This window comes from Pseudomonas sp. BNK-7 (assembly GCF_048072025.1).
Taxonomy (GTDB): domain Bacteria; phylum Pseudomonadota; class Gammaproteobacteria; order Pseudomonadales; family Pseudomonadaceae; genus Aquipseudomonas; species Aquipseudomonas danubii.
Genome location: NZ_CP182252.1, coordinates 4,343,782 through 4,357,781, shown reverse-complemented (window position 1 = coordinate 4,357,781; position 14,000 = coordinate 4,343,782). Strand labels below are relative to the sequence as shown.

General features: G+C 64.1%; 12 protein-coding genes. 5 read left to right on the top strand and 7 right to left on the bottom strand.

Annotated elements, in window-relative coordinates; genetic code table 11:
- Positions 1-54: 54 nt before the first annotated feature.
- A complete protein-coding gene (locus tag ACMGF8_RS20180; RefSeq protein ID WP_102865082.1) occupies positions 55-1,461 on the bottom strand; it encodes a hypothetical protein in 1,407 nt (468 codons plus the stop codon).
- A 177-nt stretch (positions 1,462-1,638) separates the two neighbouring features.
- On the opposite strand from ACMGF8_RS20180, the gene fnr reads away from it, so the two are divergent.
- Positions 1,639-2,391 carry a fumarate/nitrate reduction transcriptional regulator Fnr gene (gene fnr, locus ACMGF8_RS20175; RefSeq protein WP_060843532.1) on the top strand — a complete coding sequence of 251 codons (753 nt, stop codon included), beginning with the start codon at positions 1,639-1,641 and terminating at the stop codon, positions 2,389-2,391.
- Here fnr and ACMGF8_RS20170 read toward each other — a convergent pair.
- Together ACMGF8_RS20170 and ACMGF8_RS20165 are read right to left on the bottom strand one after the other, a co-directional pair.
- Entirely contained in the window at positions 2,388-3,761 is a 1,374-nt protein-coding gene (locus ACMGF8_RS20170; protein WP_102865083.1) for an MBL fold metallo-hydrolase RNA specificity domain-containing protein, read from the bottom strand. The genes fnr and ACMGF8_RS20170 overlap by 4 nt on opposite strands.
- A gap of 46 nt (positions 3,762-3,807) precedes the next feature.
- Positions 3,808-4,719 (bottom strand): universal stress protein, encoded by a 912-nt coding sequence (locus tag ACMGF8_RS20165; RefSeq protein WP_102865084.1) that lies wholly within the window; start codon positions 4,717-4,719, stop codon positions 3,808-3,810.
- Positions 4,720-4,975: 256 nt separating this feature from the next.
- Here ACMGF8_RS20165 and ACMGF8_RS20160 point away from each other — a divergent pair, with 256 nt between their 5' ends.
- Positions 4,976-5,539 (top strand): GNAT family N-acetyltransferase, encoded by a 564-nt coding sequence (locus ACMGF8_RS20160; RefSeq protein WP_102865085.1) that lies wholly within the window; start codon positions 4,976-4,978, stop codon positions 5,537-5,539.
- A gap of 45 nt (positions 5,540-5,584) precedes the next feature.
- On the opposite strand, the gene ACMGF8_RS20155 is transcribed toward ACMGF8_RS20160, so the two are convergent.
- From ACMGF8_RS20155 to ACMGF8_RS20145, 3 genes are all read right to left on the bottom strand, one after another.
- Positions 5,585-6,508 (bottom strand): universal stress protein, encoded by a 924-nt coding sequence (locus tag ACMGF8_RS20155; RefSeq protein ID WP_102865086.1) that lies wholly within the window; start codon positions 6,506-6,508, stop codon positions 5,585-5,587.
- A 121-nt stretch (positions 6,509-6,629) separates the two neighbouring features.
- The gene (locus tag ACMGF8_RS20150; RefSeq protein ID WP_416757006.1) at positions 6,630-7,868 is read right to left on the bottom strand and encodes an MgtC/SapB family protein; all 1,239 of its coding nucleotides are present in this window, start codon (positions 7,866-7,868) and stop codon (positions 6,630-6,632) included.
- Between the two features lie 169 nt (positions 7,869-8,037).
- Positions 8,038-8,943 (bottom strand): helix-turn-helix domain-containing protein, encoded by a 906-nt coding sequence (locus tag ACMGF8_RS20145; RefSeq protein ID WP_416757005.1) that lies wholly within the window; start codon positions 8,941-8,943, stop codon positions 8,038-8,040.
- Between the two features lie 163 nt (positions 8,944-9,106).
- On the opposite strand from ACMGF8_RS20145, the gene ACMGF8_RS20140 reads away from it, so the two are divergent.
- Genes ACMGF8_RS20140 through ACMGF8_RS20130 form a run of 3 tightly spaced genes read left to right on the top strand, consistent with a single transcriptional unit; the run spans position 9,107 to position 12,912 of the window.
- Positions 9,107-10,465 (top strand): glutamine synthetase family protein, encoded by a 1,359-nt coding sequence (locus ACMGF8_RS20140; RefSeq protein ID WP_207815128.1) that lies wholly within the window; start codon positions 9,107-9,109, stop codon positions 10,463-10,465.
- Positions 10,466-10,513: 48 nt separating this feature from the next.
- Positions 10,514-11,602, top strand: a complete 1,089-nt coding sequence (locus ACMGF8_RS20135; protein ID WP_102865090.1) for a polyamine ABC transporter substrate-binding protein — start codon at positions 10,514-10,516, stop codon at positions 11,600-11,602.
- The gene (locus ACMGF8_RS20130) at positions 11,599-12,912 is read left to right on the top strand and encodes an NAD(P)/FAD-dependent oxidoreductase (RefSeq protein WP_102865091.1); all 1,314 of its coding nucleotides are present in this window, start codon (positions 11,599-11,601) and stop codon (positions 12,910-12,912) included. Before ACMGF8_RS20135 ends, ACMGF8_RS20130 begins: the two co-directional genes overlap by 4 nt.
- A 251-nt stretch (positions 12,913-13,163) precedes the next feature.
- On the opposite strand, the gene ACMGF8_RS20125 is transcribed toward ACMGF8_RS20130, so the two are convergent.
- Positions 13,164-13,919 (bottom strand): TetR/AcrR family transcriptional regulator, encoded by a 756-nt coding sequence (locus tag ACMGF8_RS20125; protein WP_207167879.1) that lies wholly within the window; start codon positions 13,917-13,919, stop codon positions 13,164-13,166.
- Between the last annotated feature and the right edge of the window lie 81 nt (positions 13,920-14,000).

Below are 14,000 nucleotides of genomic sequence, written 5' to 3'. Positions count from 1 at the left end.
GTCGTGCCCGCCCGGGGCGGAAAAAGCCTGTGTGGCTGACATCTGCTTACGTCCTTACTGCTGCGGCTTGATCAGCTCGATGGAAATCATTTTGTGCATGCCACTGAGGGGCACCAGACGCTTGACGTCCATCTGGTAGAAACCGGCCACCGGACTGATGGACGCCGGCATGGCCGGGGTGCAACCGGTCAGGCTGTAGAGGTTCATGTAGTCGGCATTGGGGTCGCCCACGGTGCCCTGGCGCATGGACAGGCTGCAACGCAGGCTGCCCTTGAGCCCCGGGCCACCGTCACCCTGGACTTCCAGGCGCAACGGGCAGACACCCATGCGCCGCCCACCCATCCAGGGGTCCTGGGCCTGCGGGCATTCCTGGTCGCCAACGGTGGCCATGACTTGACCCACCAACTGGCGCAGGTCCTTGTTCTGGTCGGGCCAGACTTCGCCGTTGTCGACCATGCGGTCCTTGATGAACAGGGTGTAGCGCACCGGGAAGCCGACCTTGTTGCTGAGCATGAACGCACCCTGGGAATAGGCCAGCTTGTCGCCGGCCATACAACCGGCGCGATCGGTGACGGAGAACTCGGTGGTGTTGAGGTTCTTGATGTCGGTGCCGCCGTTGAATCTGATCAGGCACTGGGCTTGCCGGCCATCGCGGCAGTTGTTTTCCACCAGGCGCAACCCCTTGCCGACCACAGCGCTGTCGTCGATGACAAAACCGTTGAAGTTGGTCATGTCGCTGGGCAGCACGCGGTTGACCCGCAAGTCGACGAGAAAATCGCCGTTCTGTGCCAGCGAGGGCTCCAGGTTCATCGAGAAGCGTGCATTGCATTGCTGCTTCAGGGTCACCTTGAAGTTCTGCGCATCCGGTAGGCCACCGATCATGCCGCCCGCACCGATCGGCAGGCCGAGTACGCTGCCCAGGGTGGTCAGAATGCCCGAGATCATGGCCTTGGTCTTGGCATAGGCCTCCAGCTCGTCGTTGGTCATATCGCTGACTTGGGCTTGGCTGAAGTTGTTCGACTGGTTCCAGTTGAAGCTGGTGGTGGAGCGGATGGTGCCGCTGAGCCGGGCCTCGTCACAGGCCCCACGTTCCTGGCAGAACTTGAGGTTGAACCCCCAGTCCTTGCTGAAGATATCGAGGATGTTGAACATCGGCTTGCTCAAGGCCATCACCAGCATGCCCTGCTGGCGCGCGCCGATCACCACGGGACCGGACTCCAAGCCCTTGGCGGTGGCGTATTTGGGCACGCTTACCGGGTATTTGCGCTCGAAATCCGAAGAATCGACGTGGAACGGCGGCTCGAACGTGATGGGATAGTCGCCTTCGTTCTCGATCACCAGGGTGATGAAATCAGGCTCCGCTGCCTGAGTCTCAGGGCTGAGAACGGCCAGCGGCAGGCCGAGCAGGCAGCTGGTCAATACGGCGGTTTGGCAGCGGGTCCAGAATCCGGTTGGGCGCATCGTCAATCCTTGAACGAGGGTGGGGGACGCTCACTTTAATGACTTTATGGCCCATTGCCACTTCTTCGTTCATGACCTCCGATTGACATCAAGCAGCACCGATCGCATCGGTCTACAGTTAATCGTCAGGCTTGCCCTCCTCCCTTGCCGAGCCGGCTCAACCGTCGAGAGCCCCCCATGCCGCCATTCGAAGCACGCCCGATTCAGGTACAGCACCTCAAGACCGCCTGCTCAAGTTGCAGCGTGCAGGAGTTGTGCCTGCCCATCGGCCTCAGCCACCAGGAAGTGGAGTGCCTGGACACCTTGATCCTGCAACGGTTGAAGGTGAAGAAAGGCCATGCGCTGTATCACGCCGGCGACCCCTTGCATTCGCTGTACGCCGTGCGCCTGGGGTTCTTCAAGACCTGCGTGCTGTCGGTGGATGGCCGCGAGCAGGTCACCGGGTTCCAGATGGCCGGCGAGATTCTCGGGCTGGATGCCATCAGCACCAACCAGCATGCCTGCAGCGCCTTTGCCCTGGAGGATTGCGAGGTCTGCCCGATTCCCTTTGCCCAGCTGGAGCACTTGTCCCAGGCCCTGCCTTCGCTGCAGCACAACCTGAACAAGATCCTCAGCCGGGAGATCGTGCGTGATCACGGCATGTTGCTGCTGATGGGCAACATGAACTCCGACGAGCGCCTGGCGGCATTCCTGCTCAATCTGTCCCAGCGCCTGAGCCTGCGGGGCTATTCGTCGCGGGCCTTTATCCTGCGCATGCGCCGCGAGGAAATCGGCTCCTACCTGGGGCTGCGCCTGGAAACCGTTTGTCGGGGCATAGCCCATCTGCGGGACCAGGGCCTGGTGACCATCAACGGCAAGCAGGTGGAGATCCTCGATCTGGAGGGCCTGAAGCAGCGGGTCGCGGGTTGCCAGAACGCGGCCAGGGACTAGGTCGCCGGGCCAGGCTGCAACTCCACGCTGTCCCGGTATTCCGGCACCGACACCGACCAGCCCAGTTCCAGGCTGATGCGCCGACGCAAGGTGTCGGCGGCGTTGGCCTCGCCGTGGACCACATACGTGTGTTTCGGCGGGCGCTTGAAGCCTCGCAGCCATTGCATGATCTCGTCGGCATCGGCATGGGCCGAGAGGTTCTGCATGGCCGTGACTTCGGCGCGGATCGGCACCTCCCGGCCATGAATGCGCACCGACTCGGCGCCGGCGATGATCTGCGCGCCGCGGGTGCCGCCGGCCTGAAACCCGGGAAACAGCAGGCTGTTGGCCGGATCAGGCGCCAGCACCTTGAGGTGGTAGAGCACCCGGCCACCGGTGGCCATGCCACTGGCGGCAATGATCACCGCCGGGCTCTTGAGCTGGTCCAGGGCCATGGACTCCTGGGTGCTGCGCACGATGTGCGCCACATGGCACATGCCTTCGCACTCCTCCCGGGACAGTCGATGGTCGCTGCGAAAGCGCTGGTACAGATGGGTGGTGTCGGTGGCCATAGGGCTGTTGAGGTAGATCGGCAGGTCGGGAATCGCCTGGCGCTGGCGCAGGCGATACAGGTGGTACATCAGCAGTTGCGCGCGCCCCACGGCAAAGGACGGCACCAGGGTGATGCCGCCACGCTCGGCGGTGCGGTTGATGACATCGGCCAGTTGCTGCTCGGGGTCGTCCCGGGGATGCAGGCGGTCGCCGTAGGTCGACTCCACCAGCAGATAATCGGCTTGCTCGATGCTTTCGGGGGCGAACATCAGCGGGTCCTGCATGCGGCCCAGGTCACCGGAAAACACCAGGCTCATGCCCGCGGCGTCGACCTGGACCGTGGCGGCGCCGAGAATGTGCCCGGCGCCGCGCAACTGGATGTGCAGCCCCGGCAGCACTTCCACCCGGTGGTGCAATTGCAGCGGATGCAGGAGTTTCAGGGCCTGCTCGGCATCGCGCTCGGTGTACAGCGGCAATGCCGGAGAGTGCTTGGAGAAGCCATGGCGGTTGGCATAAGCCGCCTCCTCTTCCTGCAGGCGCGCACTGTCGCGCAGCAGAATCCTGGCCAGCTCGCAGGTGGCCGCCGTGGCATACACCGGCCCGCGATAGCCATTGCGCACCAGCAGCGGCAGGTAGCCGCTGTGATCCAAGTGAGCATGGGTCAGCACGATGGCGTCCAGCTCGCGCAGCGGCAGGCCGAAGGCTTCCCAGTTGTGCTGGCGCAGCTGCTTGTAGCCCTGGAACAGCCCGCAGTCCACCAGCACATGCCGGTCCTCATGCTGCAACAGGTATTTGCTGCCGGTGACGGTGCCGGCGGCACCGAGAAAGCTCAGGCGCATCTCCATCTCCTTCGTGTCGGGCGAGGTTGCGGGGCATGGCCGCACCTCACTCCTGGGGCTCCACCAGCATCAGGCTGCAGGGTGTGTGATACAGCAGTTGCTCGGCGCTGGAGCCGATGAAGCGTTGCAAGCCCCGGCGATGTGCGCGCCCGAGGACCATCAGGTCGAAATCGTTGTCGGCGGCAAAGCGTGCGATGACCTGATGCGGCACACCCTCCAGGCGATAGCAGTGCTCAGGGGCAATGGCGTAGCGCTCGGCCAGGGTCTCGAACGCTTCCTGCTGCGCATCATTCACCGCATCGCGCAAGCTGATGTTGGTGTCAGGACTGTAGATCGGCAGGCCGGTGGCGTTCTCAGTGGCCCAATCCACCACATTCAGCAAGTGCACCCGGGCACCGCAGTGTTTGGCCAGGGTCGCGCACATCTCGAGAATGCGTTGGTTCAGGCCCTGGGTCAGGTATTCCAGATGGGACAGGTCCAGGGCGGCCAATACCTTCAACGGCAAGGGGTGCCGACAGTCCGTCACCAGGTGCAACGGCTGGCGCAGCTCGCGCAGCAGCAACCAGTCCAGGGGCTTGTAGAAAATCCGCCGCAGGGCCGGTACTGGCTGGGCGTCCTTGATCACCAGGTCCGGGTGGTAGTCGGTCACATAATCGAGGATGTCCTGCAGCCGGGCCTTGGCCCACAACACTTCGGTGGTCACCCGCAGGCCATTGGCCCGTTCGAAGCGAGCCTGTTGCTCCAGCCACTGCCGATGCACCTGCAGGTAGCCTTCCCGGGCCTGGGCCATGGCCTGGTGATCGAACAGCCCGGCGACCTCCAGCACTTCGATGAAGTCGAAGGCGACGATGTGCAGGCTGGCGCCCATGGCCCGGGCCAGGGCACTGGCCCGGTCGAAAGCCGGCGTGCGGGACAGCGCCGTGGGGGCGATCAACAACACGCGTTGCAGTGTGGACATGAGCACCTCCCGGGCGGCGCACTGGACAACGGCCCGGGAGTCCCGAGCCGATGCGCCGATGATGCGCGCCGCTCGGGCCGCCGATTTGACAAAAGTCACAAAGCCTCGGGTTAAGCCCGCGCCGGCAGTCAATATCCGCGGCGGTGGGCCGCATCTGATCCAGATCAGATCCTGCCCCGGGCAACAGGGGTAAAGGATAGTCAGCACGCGGCCGCGGGTCGCGGGCCCACCTTCATCGTCCCCAGAGGATCGCCCCATGTTCAGCATCAAGGAACACAACGATCAGGCCGCCGCTGCCTACGGCACCGTGACCGGCCTGCACTGGATCGAGGCGCTTAACGACGGCCGCCACGTGCTGATACGGCCCTTGGCCGAGAAAGACCGCGAGCGCGAGTACAACTTCATCAAGCGCCTGTCCCCGCAATCGCGACACATGCGCTTTCTGGCGCAGATCAAGGAGCCCGACGCCGCCATGCTCGAGCAGTTGATGGATGTCGACGGCAAGCAGCGTCTGGCCTACATCGCCCTGGTGCATGAACAGGGCCAGTTGATCGAGATCGGTGTCAGCCGCTATGCCGCCACGTCCCACGATGAATGCGAATGCGCCGTCACCGTGGCCGATCAATGGCAGCATCTGGGTCTGGGGTCATTGCTGATGACCCATCTGATCCGCGCCGCCCGCCAGCATGGGTTTGTGCAGATGTATTCGGTGGACAGCGTGAACAACCAGGCCATGCGCGAGTTGGCCGCGCACCTGGGTTTCACCACCCACACCGACCCTGACGACGCCCATCAGGTGGTGCATCGTTTGCTCCTGTGACCGGCGGTGCCACGCCGGTGTGGCACCGGCGTGGCCTGGTGCGGCTCATGGCAAGGGGTCACGCGGCGGCTTGACCGCCCAGATACTGCAGGGTGCCTGCAACAGCAGATGTTCGGCGGTGCTGCCCAGGCGCTTGTGCAGGCCGCGGTGCTGGGTGGTGCCCATGACGATCACATCGCTCTGGTGCTCCTCGGCGAAACGACAGATTTGCTGCAGCGGCATGCCCTCGATGAAGTGGCTGCGTTGCGGGGGCACGCCGTGGCGCTCCGCCAGAGCGCGATAGACATCGTGTTGCGCCGCGCCCAGGGCTTCATACAAACCACTGGCCAGGGACAGCGCGCCGGCTCCGGTGTCTTTGGCATAGACGGCCACCCAGTCATACACATGCAGCAGGTCCAGCTCGGCGCCGCATTGCTCGGCCAGTTTCACCGCCGCGTCGACGATCTGATCGTTGAACTGCAAGTCCTGCACTTCGCTGCGCAGCACGTCGATGATGGCCAGCACTCGGCGTGGCCGTGGGTGCCGGGCCTCGGTCACCAGATGCACCGGCAGCACGCAATCGCGCAGCAACTGCCAGTCCAGCGGGGTATAGAAGATCCGCCGCATCGCCGACTCGGCATGGGCGTCCTTGATGATCAGGGCCAGGGGCATCTCGTTGGCGAACAGCTGGATCTCTTGATACGGCTGGCTGGCCCAGCGCGCTTCGCAGGTCACCGACAGGCCACGCTCGCGCATGCCTTGCGCCTGCAGCTCCAGCCATTGCCCGTGCTGTTCCAGATAGGCCGCCTGCAACTGCTCGGCCTCACGGCTCTCGAACAGCCCGGCCAGCGTCAGGGCCTGCAGATGATCCAGGGCGACGATATGCACCGGCAATTGCATGGCCAGGGCCAGTTGCTCCGTGCGTTCGAACGCCGGCGTGCGCTGCATCTGCTGGGGCGCGATCAAGAGTAAACGCGGAGTTTGCGACATGGTTCACCTCGGCACTGGAGCTTGAAGAAACCGCTAGGGGGTCATTCAAGACTGAGCGCAATGGCCAGGCACGAGTTGATCTTTATCAGGCGTCGCGGCTTTTTTTCGACCCGGCAGCCGCTTATGGCAGCCAGACACCGATCCACATCGCCAGGGTCAGCAGCGCCTGCCCGGGCACGACGTACAGCGCAAAGCGCCATCCACCGCTGAGGGCCGCCAGCATGCACTTGCTCAGGGAGTTGCTGCTGACCGCCAGCATCACCGCGCTGCCAATGGCACTGCCGGGCAGTTGCCCGGACTTGACCAGCGAAGCAATGGACGCCGTAGACGCATGGGCATCGGCAAAGCCGCTGATCAAGGCGCTCAACATCAGGCCCAACTGCCCGAAGTAATTGAGCATCAGCGAACAGGCGAAGGTTATGGCGCTCATGGTCAGGGCCACGATCAAGGCCAGCTTGGGATTGAACGCGCCCTTGTCGCTGACCGGTTCGACGCTGCTGGGCTGGCTGCGGGGAAACACCAGGCAAGCGGCATACAGCGCGGTGCAGAGCCCCCCCAGCACCAGGGGCAGCCACATGGTTTGCAGCAGTGCGCTGTCGACCGTTACCAGGATCAGAGCGATCTGGGTCACCGTGGCCAGGTTGGACAGCAGCGCCGCGGCGGCCAGAACCCTGACCTGCCCGGGCGCCTTGGCGACCCGCTGGCCCATGGAGGCGATGGTCAAGGTGCTGGAAACGAATCCCGACGCCACGGCGCTGAGGGCATAACCGTAATGGGCGCCCAGGGTCCGCACCGCGACGTGGCCCAGGGCCCCAACCGCCATCAGCAACACGGTCAGGGTGCCGATGGTGCGCAGGTTGAACGCCTCATAGGGGCCGATGAAACGATCCGGCGCCAGGGGCAGGATCACCAGCGCCGCCACCAGCAGCGTCAGACCGTCGGCGATTTCCCGGTCGCTCAACTGACTGCGCACAAAGTGATGGAGTGTCTGTCGATAGGCCAGCAAGGCGGTCATGACCACGGCGATGGCCAGCGCCAGCTCCGGTGCCGTGCCACACAAGGCCCCGAGGATCAGCACCGCCAGCAGCGCCACTTCGCTGGTGACCCCCGGGTCCTCTTGCTCGTTGCGCCAATAGGCCACCGTCACCAACCCGGCCACAGCAATGGCCAGCGAGGCCAACAGCAGCGGACCGCCGACTCGCTGGCCGATGAACCCCAACAGCGCGGTGATGGCGAAGGTACGCAACCCGGCGCTGCCACGCTGAGGCCCCTGCCCTTTGCGCCGCTCGCGCTCCAGGCCCACCAGCATGCCGATCCCCAGGGCCGCGGCGGCGTTGGTCAGGTCGATGGTTTCAAGCATTGCACGCCCCAGGAAGACAGCCCACACCGAGAATAGAGCGCTGCCGGCGCTTTCGCGAATCGGCCGCCCAGCGCCTTGCAGGAGCCGGCTTGCCGACGACGGCTGAGAGTGATGCAGGGTTTGCGGGCCTCTTCGCTGGCAAACCAGTTTCTGCGGCCAGTGCTGCCGATCAGCTCGGGCGACGTTTCAGGGTCTGGCTGGGCAACTCCTTGAATAGCGCCCGATAGCTGCTGGAAAACCGTCCCAGGTGCCAGAACGACCAGTGCATCGCCACCTCGGCCACGGTGGTCTCGCTGGGCCCGCGGCTGAGCAGTTCGCGGTGCGCGCTGTTGAGCCGGCGCAGGCGCAGCCACTGGCTGGGGGCCATGCCGGTAAAGGCCTTGAACGCGCTTTGCAACTGACGCAGGGAAACCCCGGCCACCTGGGACAGCTCCAGCAGATTGAGGGTTTCCTCAGGGACGTCGGCCGCCCATTGCGCCACCCGCTGCATGATCACCCGCTCTTCGCTGCGCCGTTGCAGGCCGCCCGGGTCCAGGCGCACGCAGGCGTTGTCGAGGATGTACAGGCAGTCGTCCAGCAGTTGCTGGGTCAGGGCTTCGCGGCTGGGTGGGTCAAAGGTCTGGGACAGGCGGGTCAAGGTGGCGCTCAGCCAGCGACAGAACAGCGCGTTCTGCTGGCTGCCCAGCGGCGCCATGAACAGGCCGTCGAGGCGTTCCAGCCCCAGGCACTGGCCCTGGACGAACTCCGGGCCGAACACCACCGCCACTTCCTGGTAGTTCTCCGGGGTGATCCAGATATTGCGGCTCTCGCCATTGAGCAGGTACAGGGCGTTGTCACTGCGGTCGAAACAGAACGCCAGGGCGCCTTGCGGGGCGCTGAAATTCTGCTCGACCCGGGTGTTCATGTACTCCTCGTAGATCTCCACGCCCTGCAGGTCGAGGTAGCGCACCAGGCCGTTGAAATGCCCGGGGGACATCTGCTGGTAGTGCTGCACCCAACCCGGGGTGGCACGGATCTGATCGGCGACATCGAAGGTGTTGAACGCTTGAACCTGAAGCGGATTGGACGCTGTCATCGGGGGACCTTGCGCACTCTTTTGGTGCGCTTTGGTACTGCTTAAAGTGGATAGATGGAACAACAAGGCTCGCCCAAGATAGTCGCCAATGCGCCGCAGGGGAAGCCTTGCCGGGATACTCCCGCTCACCTCGGAGCAGACAAGAACAATCATCGAGGTCTTTATGAACGCCCCTTTCGATCAGCTGTCCTCCTGGCTGAAAGATCACAAGATTACCGAAGTCGAATGCGTGGTCAGCGACCTGACCGGCATTGCCCGCGGCAAGATCGCGCCCACCAACAAGTTCCTGCACGAGCGCGGCATGCGCCTGCCGGAAAGTGTCCTGCTGCAAACGGTAACCGGGGATTTTGTCGACGACGACCTGTACTACGAACTGCTGGACCCGGCGGACATCGACATGGTCTGCCGCCCCGACTCGTCATCGATCTACCTGGTGCCCTGGGCCATCGAACCCACCGCCATCGTCATCCACGACACCTTCGACAAGTTCGGCAACCCCATCGAGCTGTCGCCGCGCAACGTGCTGAAAAAAGTGCTGCAGCTGTACACCGACAAGGGCTGGCAGCCGATCGTCGCCCCGGAAATGGAGTTCTACCTGACCCAGCGCTGCGAAGACCCGGACCTGCCGCTCAAGGCCCCGCTGGGCCGCTCCGGTCGCGCGGAAAGCGGCCGCCAGTCGTTCTCCATCGATGCCGCCAACGAGTTCGATCCGCTGTTCGAAGACGTCTATGACTGGTGCGAAGCCCAGGGCCTGGACCTGGACACGCTGATCCACGAAGACGGCCCGGCGCAGATGGAAATCAACTTCCGCCACGGCGACGCCCTGGACCTGGCGGACCAGATCACCGTGTTCAAGCGCACCCTGCGCGAGGCGGCGCTCAAGCACAACGTCACCGCCACCTTCATGGCCAAGCCGGTGGCCGACGAACCCGGCAGCGCCATGCACCTGCACCAGAGCGTGGTGGACATCGCCACCGGCAAGCCGATCTTCGTCGATGCCGACGGCCAGAAGAGCCAGCTGTTCCTGCACCACATCGGCGGCCTGCAGAAGTACATCCCCAAGGTGCTGCCGATGTTCGCCCCCAACGTCAACTCGTTCCGCCGCTTCCTGCCGGACACCTCGGCCCCGGTGAACGTCGAATGGGGCGAGGAAAACCGCACCGTCGGCCTGCGCGTGCCGACCGCCAGCCCGGAAGCCATGCGCGTGGAAAACCGCCTGCCCGGCGCCGACGCCAACCCCTACCTGGCCATCGCCGCCAGCCTGCTGTGCGGCTACCTGGGCATGGTCGAGGGCATCGAGCCCAGCGCCCCGGTGGAAGGCCGGGCCTATGAACGGCGCAACCTGCGCCTGCCGATCACCATCGAAGACGCCCTGGCGCACATGGAGGATTGCCCGACCATCGAGCACTACCTGGGGCGCAAGTTCGTCCGCGGCTACGTGGCGGTCAAGCGCGCCGAACACGAGAACTTCAAGCGCGTGATCAGTTCCTGGGAGCGTGAGTTCCTGCTGCTCAGCGTCTGATTTGTCCGCAGTCCGCAATCAACAAAAACAACCCGAAGAGGTGTCGACATGCGTCTTTTGCAAACAGTGATCCCGGCAGCACTGGCGGCCTTGATGAGCGCCGCCGTCCAGGCACAACCCAGTGTCAGCGTGTACAACTGGACCGACTACATCGGCCAGACCACCCTCGCCGACTTCCAGGGGCAAAGCGGGGTCAAGGTGATCTACGACGTGTTCGACTCCAACGAAACCCTGGAGGGCAAGTTGCTGGCCGGGCGCACCGGCTACGACGTGGTGGTGCCCTCCAACCATTTCCTGGCGCGCCAGGTGAAGGCCGGCGCGTTCCTCAAGCTGGACCGCTCGCAGTTGCCCAACTGGAAGAACCTGGACCCCAAGCTGCTGGCGCTGCTGGAGCAGAACGACCCCGGCAACCAGTACTCGGTGCCCTACCTGTGGGGCACCAACGGCATCGGCTACAACGTCGACAAGGTCAAGCAGGTGCTGGGCATCGACCACATCGACTCCTGGGCGGTGCTGCTGGAGCCAGAAAACCTGAAGAAGCTCCAGCAATGCGGGGTGTCGATGATGGACTCGCCGGATGAAGTGTTCCCGGCGGTGCTCAACTACCTGGGCCTGGACCCGCGCAGCGAAAAACCCGAGGACTACCAGAAGGCCGAGGCCAAGCTGCTGACCCTGCGCCCGTACATCACCTACTTCCACTCCTCCAAGTACGTCTCGGACCTGGCCAACGGTGATATCTGCATCGCCTTCGGCTACTCCGGGGACGTGTTCCAGGCCGCCAACCGGGCCAAGGAAGCCAAGAACGGGGTGAACATCGCCTACTCGATTCCCAAGGAAGGCAGCAACCTGTGGTTCGACCTGCTGGCGATTCCCGCCGATGCCGGCAACGTCAAGGAAGCCCACGCCTTCATCAACTACCTGCTGGACCCGCAGGTGATCGCCAAGGTCAGCGCCTACGTCGGCTACGCCAACCCCAACCCGGGTTCACAGCCGTACATGGACGCCGAGCTGGTGAACAATCCCGAGGTGTACCCGCCTCAGGACGTGCTCGACAAACTGTACATTTCCACCACCCAGTCGCCGGCCATCATGCGCTTGATGACCCGCTCCTGGAGCAAAGTGAAGTCCAACAAATGATTCAGCCAAACCTTTCTGGCAGTGCCACCGGGCATGCCCGCTCCTACTACGCCGCCTCCGCCGGCAGCCTGCCTGGCTATCCGTCCCTGGACGGTGACCTGAGCGCCGACGTCTGTGTCATCGGCGCAGGTTTCACCGGCGTCAACACTGCCATCGAGCTGGCCCAGCGCGGGCTGTCGGTGATTCTCCTGGAAGCCCGGCGCATCGGCTGGGGCGCCAGTGGGCGCAACGGCGGCCAGCTGATCCGCGGCATTGGCCACGACGTCAGCGGCTTTGCCCGCTACGTCGGCAAGGAAGGGGTGAAATACCTCGAGCATGCCGGGATCGAGTCGGTGGACGTGGTGCGTCAGCGCATCGCCGAGCACGGTATCGACTGCGACCTGCGCTGGGGCTTCTGCGAGCTGGCCAATACCCCGGCCCAGTTCGCGGCGTTCCAGGCAGAACAGGAGCATCTGGCGAGCCTGGGCTACCGCCACCCTACCCGCCTGGTGGCGCCTCAGGACATGCATCAGGTGGTGGACTCCCCGGTGTATGCCGGGGGCCTGGTGGACATGGGCTCGGGGCATCTGCACCCACTCAAGCTGGTGTTGGGGGAAGCGCGGGTCGCGGCCTCCCTGGGGGTGAGGATCTTCGAACAGAGCCCGGTGCTGGAACTGGTGCATGGCAACCGCGTCGAGGTGCGTTGCGCCACAGGCACCGTGCGCGCCGCCAGCGTGGTGCTCGGATGCAACGCCCACCTGGATGAACTGGAACCGCGCCTGAGCGGCAAGGTATTGCCCGCCGGCAGCTACATCATCACCACCGAGCCATTGCCTGAGGCGCTGGCGACACAGTTGATCCCGCAGAACCTGGCGCTGTGCGACCAGAAAGTGGGCCTGGACTACTACCGGCTGACGGCGGATCGACGCCTGCTGTTCGGCGGTGCCTGCCACTATTCAGGGCGTGATCCTGCGGACATCGGCGCCTACATGCGGCCGAAGATGCTCAAGGTATTTGCGCAATTGAACGATGTGGCCATCGACTTCCAATGGGGCGGCAAGATTGGCATCACCGCCAATCGCTTCCCCCAGGTAGGTCGGCTGCACCAGTACCCCAACGTGTACTACGCCCAGGGCTATTCCGGTCATGGCCTGAATGTCACCCACTGGACTGCACGGCTGCTGGCCGAAGCCATCCATGCCGGGCACAGCCATGGCCTGGATGTGTTCAGCGCCGTCCCACACATGACCTTCCCCGGCGGCCCAGCCCTGCGCGCACCGCTGCTGGCCCTGGGCATGCTCTGGCACCGGATGCGGGAAATGCTCGGTTGACCGCCCGCCTTCGCCGGCCCACCCCGCTTGCTATGGGGCGGGCAGGTTCTCCAGGAGACCGTCACTGCGGAAAATCCAGCAACAGCGCATTGACCCGTTGTGGCTGCTCATTCTGAATGCCGGGCGCTCCAGGGTAGATGCGAGGAGCGGAACCTGGCACATGGCGGCCGCAGCCCTGAGCAATATTGATGCTTCGAATGACACTGCCGCTCCTGCCGGCACGGTGCGCTGCTGGCAGGAGCGGCAGCTCCTCAGACAGGAATCATTCCGACCTGGGACTGGCTGTGCTGGCGAATCAGGCGCTGAGTGTTCAAGACCTTTTCCAGGGCCTGCTCGGAGTCGGGGTCCTGCATGGGCGCACGAATCGCTGCCGACACCAGGCTGATCAGCTTGGCCATGACTTCGGCGTCGGTGGCCGGACGGCCCAGGCTCATGGCCTGCATCAGCAAGCGCAGTTCGGTGCCGGCCATCACCCCGGAAATCGCCTTGAGGGCAAACTGCAGGCGCACCCCCAATTCGTTGCGCGGCAGGTCCGGCAGCGCCAGGGCGAAGGCCTTGAAGAAGCGCTCGAACACCGGTTGGTAGTGTTCCTTGAGGTATTCCTGAATGAACGGCGAGGTATCGCTGTACACCCGCCCCAGGAAACGGATGAACGACCGGCCTTCCAGGCCACCGCTTTCATCACTGCGCTCCAGGCCCATGGCCGGGGCGAACAGCACCCCCAGCAGGGTCTCGCAATCCAGCGGTCCCTGGGCCTGCTCTTCACATTTGGCCAGCAGTTCCAGGCGTTGATCGTTGAGGGGGCCCAGGCGCTGCATCAGCAGGGCCTTCATCAGCGAATCCTTGTCGCCGAAGTGATAGTTCACCGCCGCCAGGTTGACCTGGGCGCGCTCGGTGATCTGACGCAGCAGCACGGCGTCGTAGCCGTACTTGATGAACAATGCCTCGGTCGCTTCCAGCAGTCGGGTCTTGGTGACATTGGGGGCACTGAGTTTCTTGGCGACCATGGAGGACTAACCTTTGCTGGGATGAAAAACTGACCGTTCGAACAGTGTTTTAAAAAAAAATTTGATTTTTTATACCCGCGA

Excerpts from the sequence above, each read along its gene's own strand:
- ACMGF8_RS20180 (WP_102865082.1), bottom strand. The coding sequence starts at position 1,461 with ATGCGCCCAACCGGATTCTGGACCCGCTGCCAAACCGCCGTATTGACC.
- fnr (WP_060843532.1), top strand. The coding sequence starts at position 1,639 with ATGCCGCCATTCGAAGCACGCCCGATTCAGGTACAGCACCTCAAGACC.
- ACMGF8_RS20170 (WP_102865083.1), bottom strand. The coding sequence starts at position 3,761 with ATGCGCCTGAGCTTTCTCGGTGCCGCCGGCACCGTCACCGGCAGCAAA.
- ACMGF8_RS20165 (WP_102865084.1), bottom strand. The coding sequence starts at position 4,719 with ATGTCCACACTGCAACGCGTGTTGTTGATCGCCCCCACGGCGCTGTCC.
- ACMGF8_RS20160 (WP_102865085.1), top strand. The coding sequence starts at position 4,976 with ATGTTCAGCATCAAGGAACACAACGATCAGGCCGCCGCTGCCTACGGC.
- ACMGF8_RS20155 (WP_102865086.1), bottom strand. The coding sequence starts at position 6,508 with ATGTCGCAAACTCCGCGTTTACTCTTGATCGCGCCCCAGCAGATGCAG.
- ACMGF8_RS20150 (WP_416757006.1), bottom strand. The coding sequence starts at position 7,868 with ATGCTTGAAACCATCGACCTGACCAACGCCGCCGCGGCCCTGGGGATC.
- ACMGF8_RS20145 (WP_416757005.1), bottom strand. The coding sequence starts at position 8,943 with ATGACAGCGTCCAATCCGCTTCAGGTTCAAGCGTTCAACACCTTCGAT.
- ACMGF8_RS20140 (WP_207815128.1), top strand. The coding sequence starts at position 9,107 with ATGAACGCCCCTTTCGATCAGCTGTCCTCCTGGCTGAAAGATCACAAG.
- ACMGF8_RS20135 (WP_102865090.1), top strand. The coding sequence starts at position 10,514 with ATGCGTCTTTTGCAAACAGTGATCCCGGCAGCACTGGCGGCCTTGATG.
- ACMGF8_RS20130 (WP_102865091.1), top strand. The coding sequence starts at position 11,599 with ATGATTCAGCCAAACCTTTCTGGCAGTGCCACCGGGCATGCCCGCTCC.
- ACMGF8_RS20125 (WP_207167879.1), bottom strand. The coding sequence starts at position 13,919 with ATGGTCGCCAAGAAACTCAGTGCCCCCAATGTCACCAAGACCCGACTG.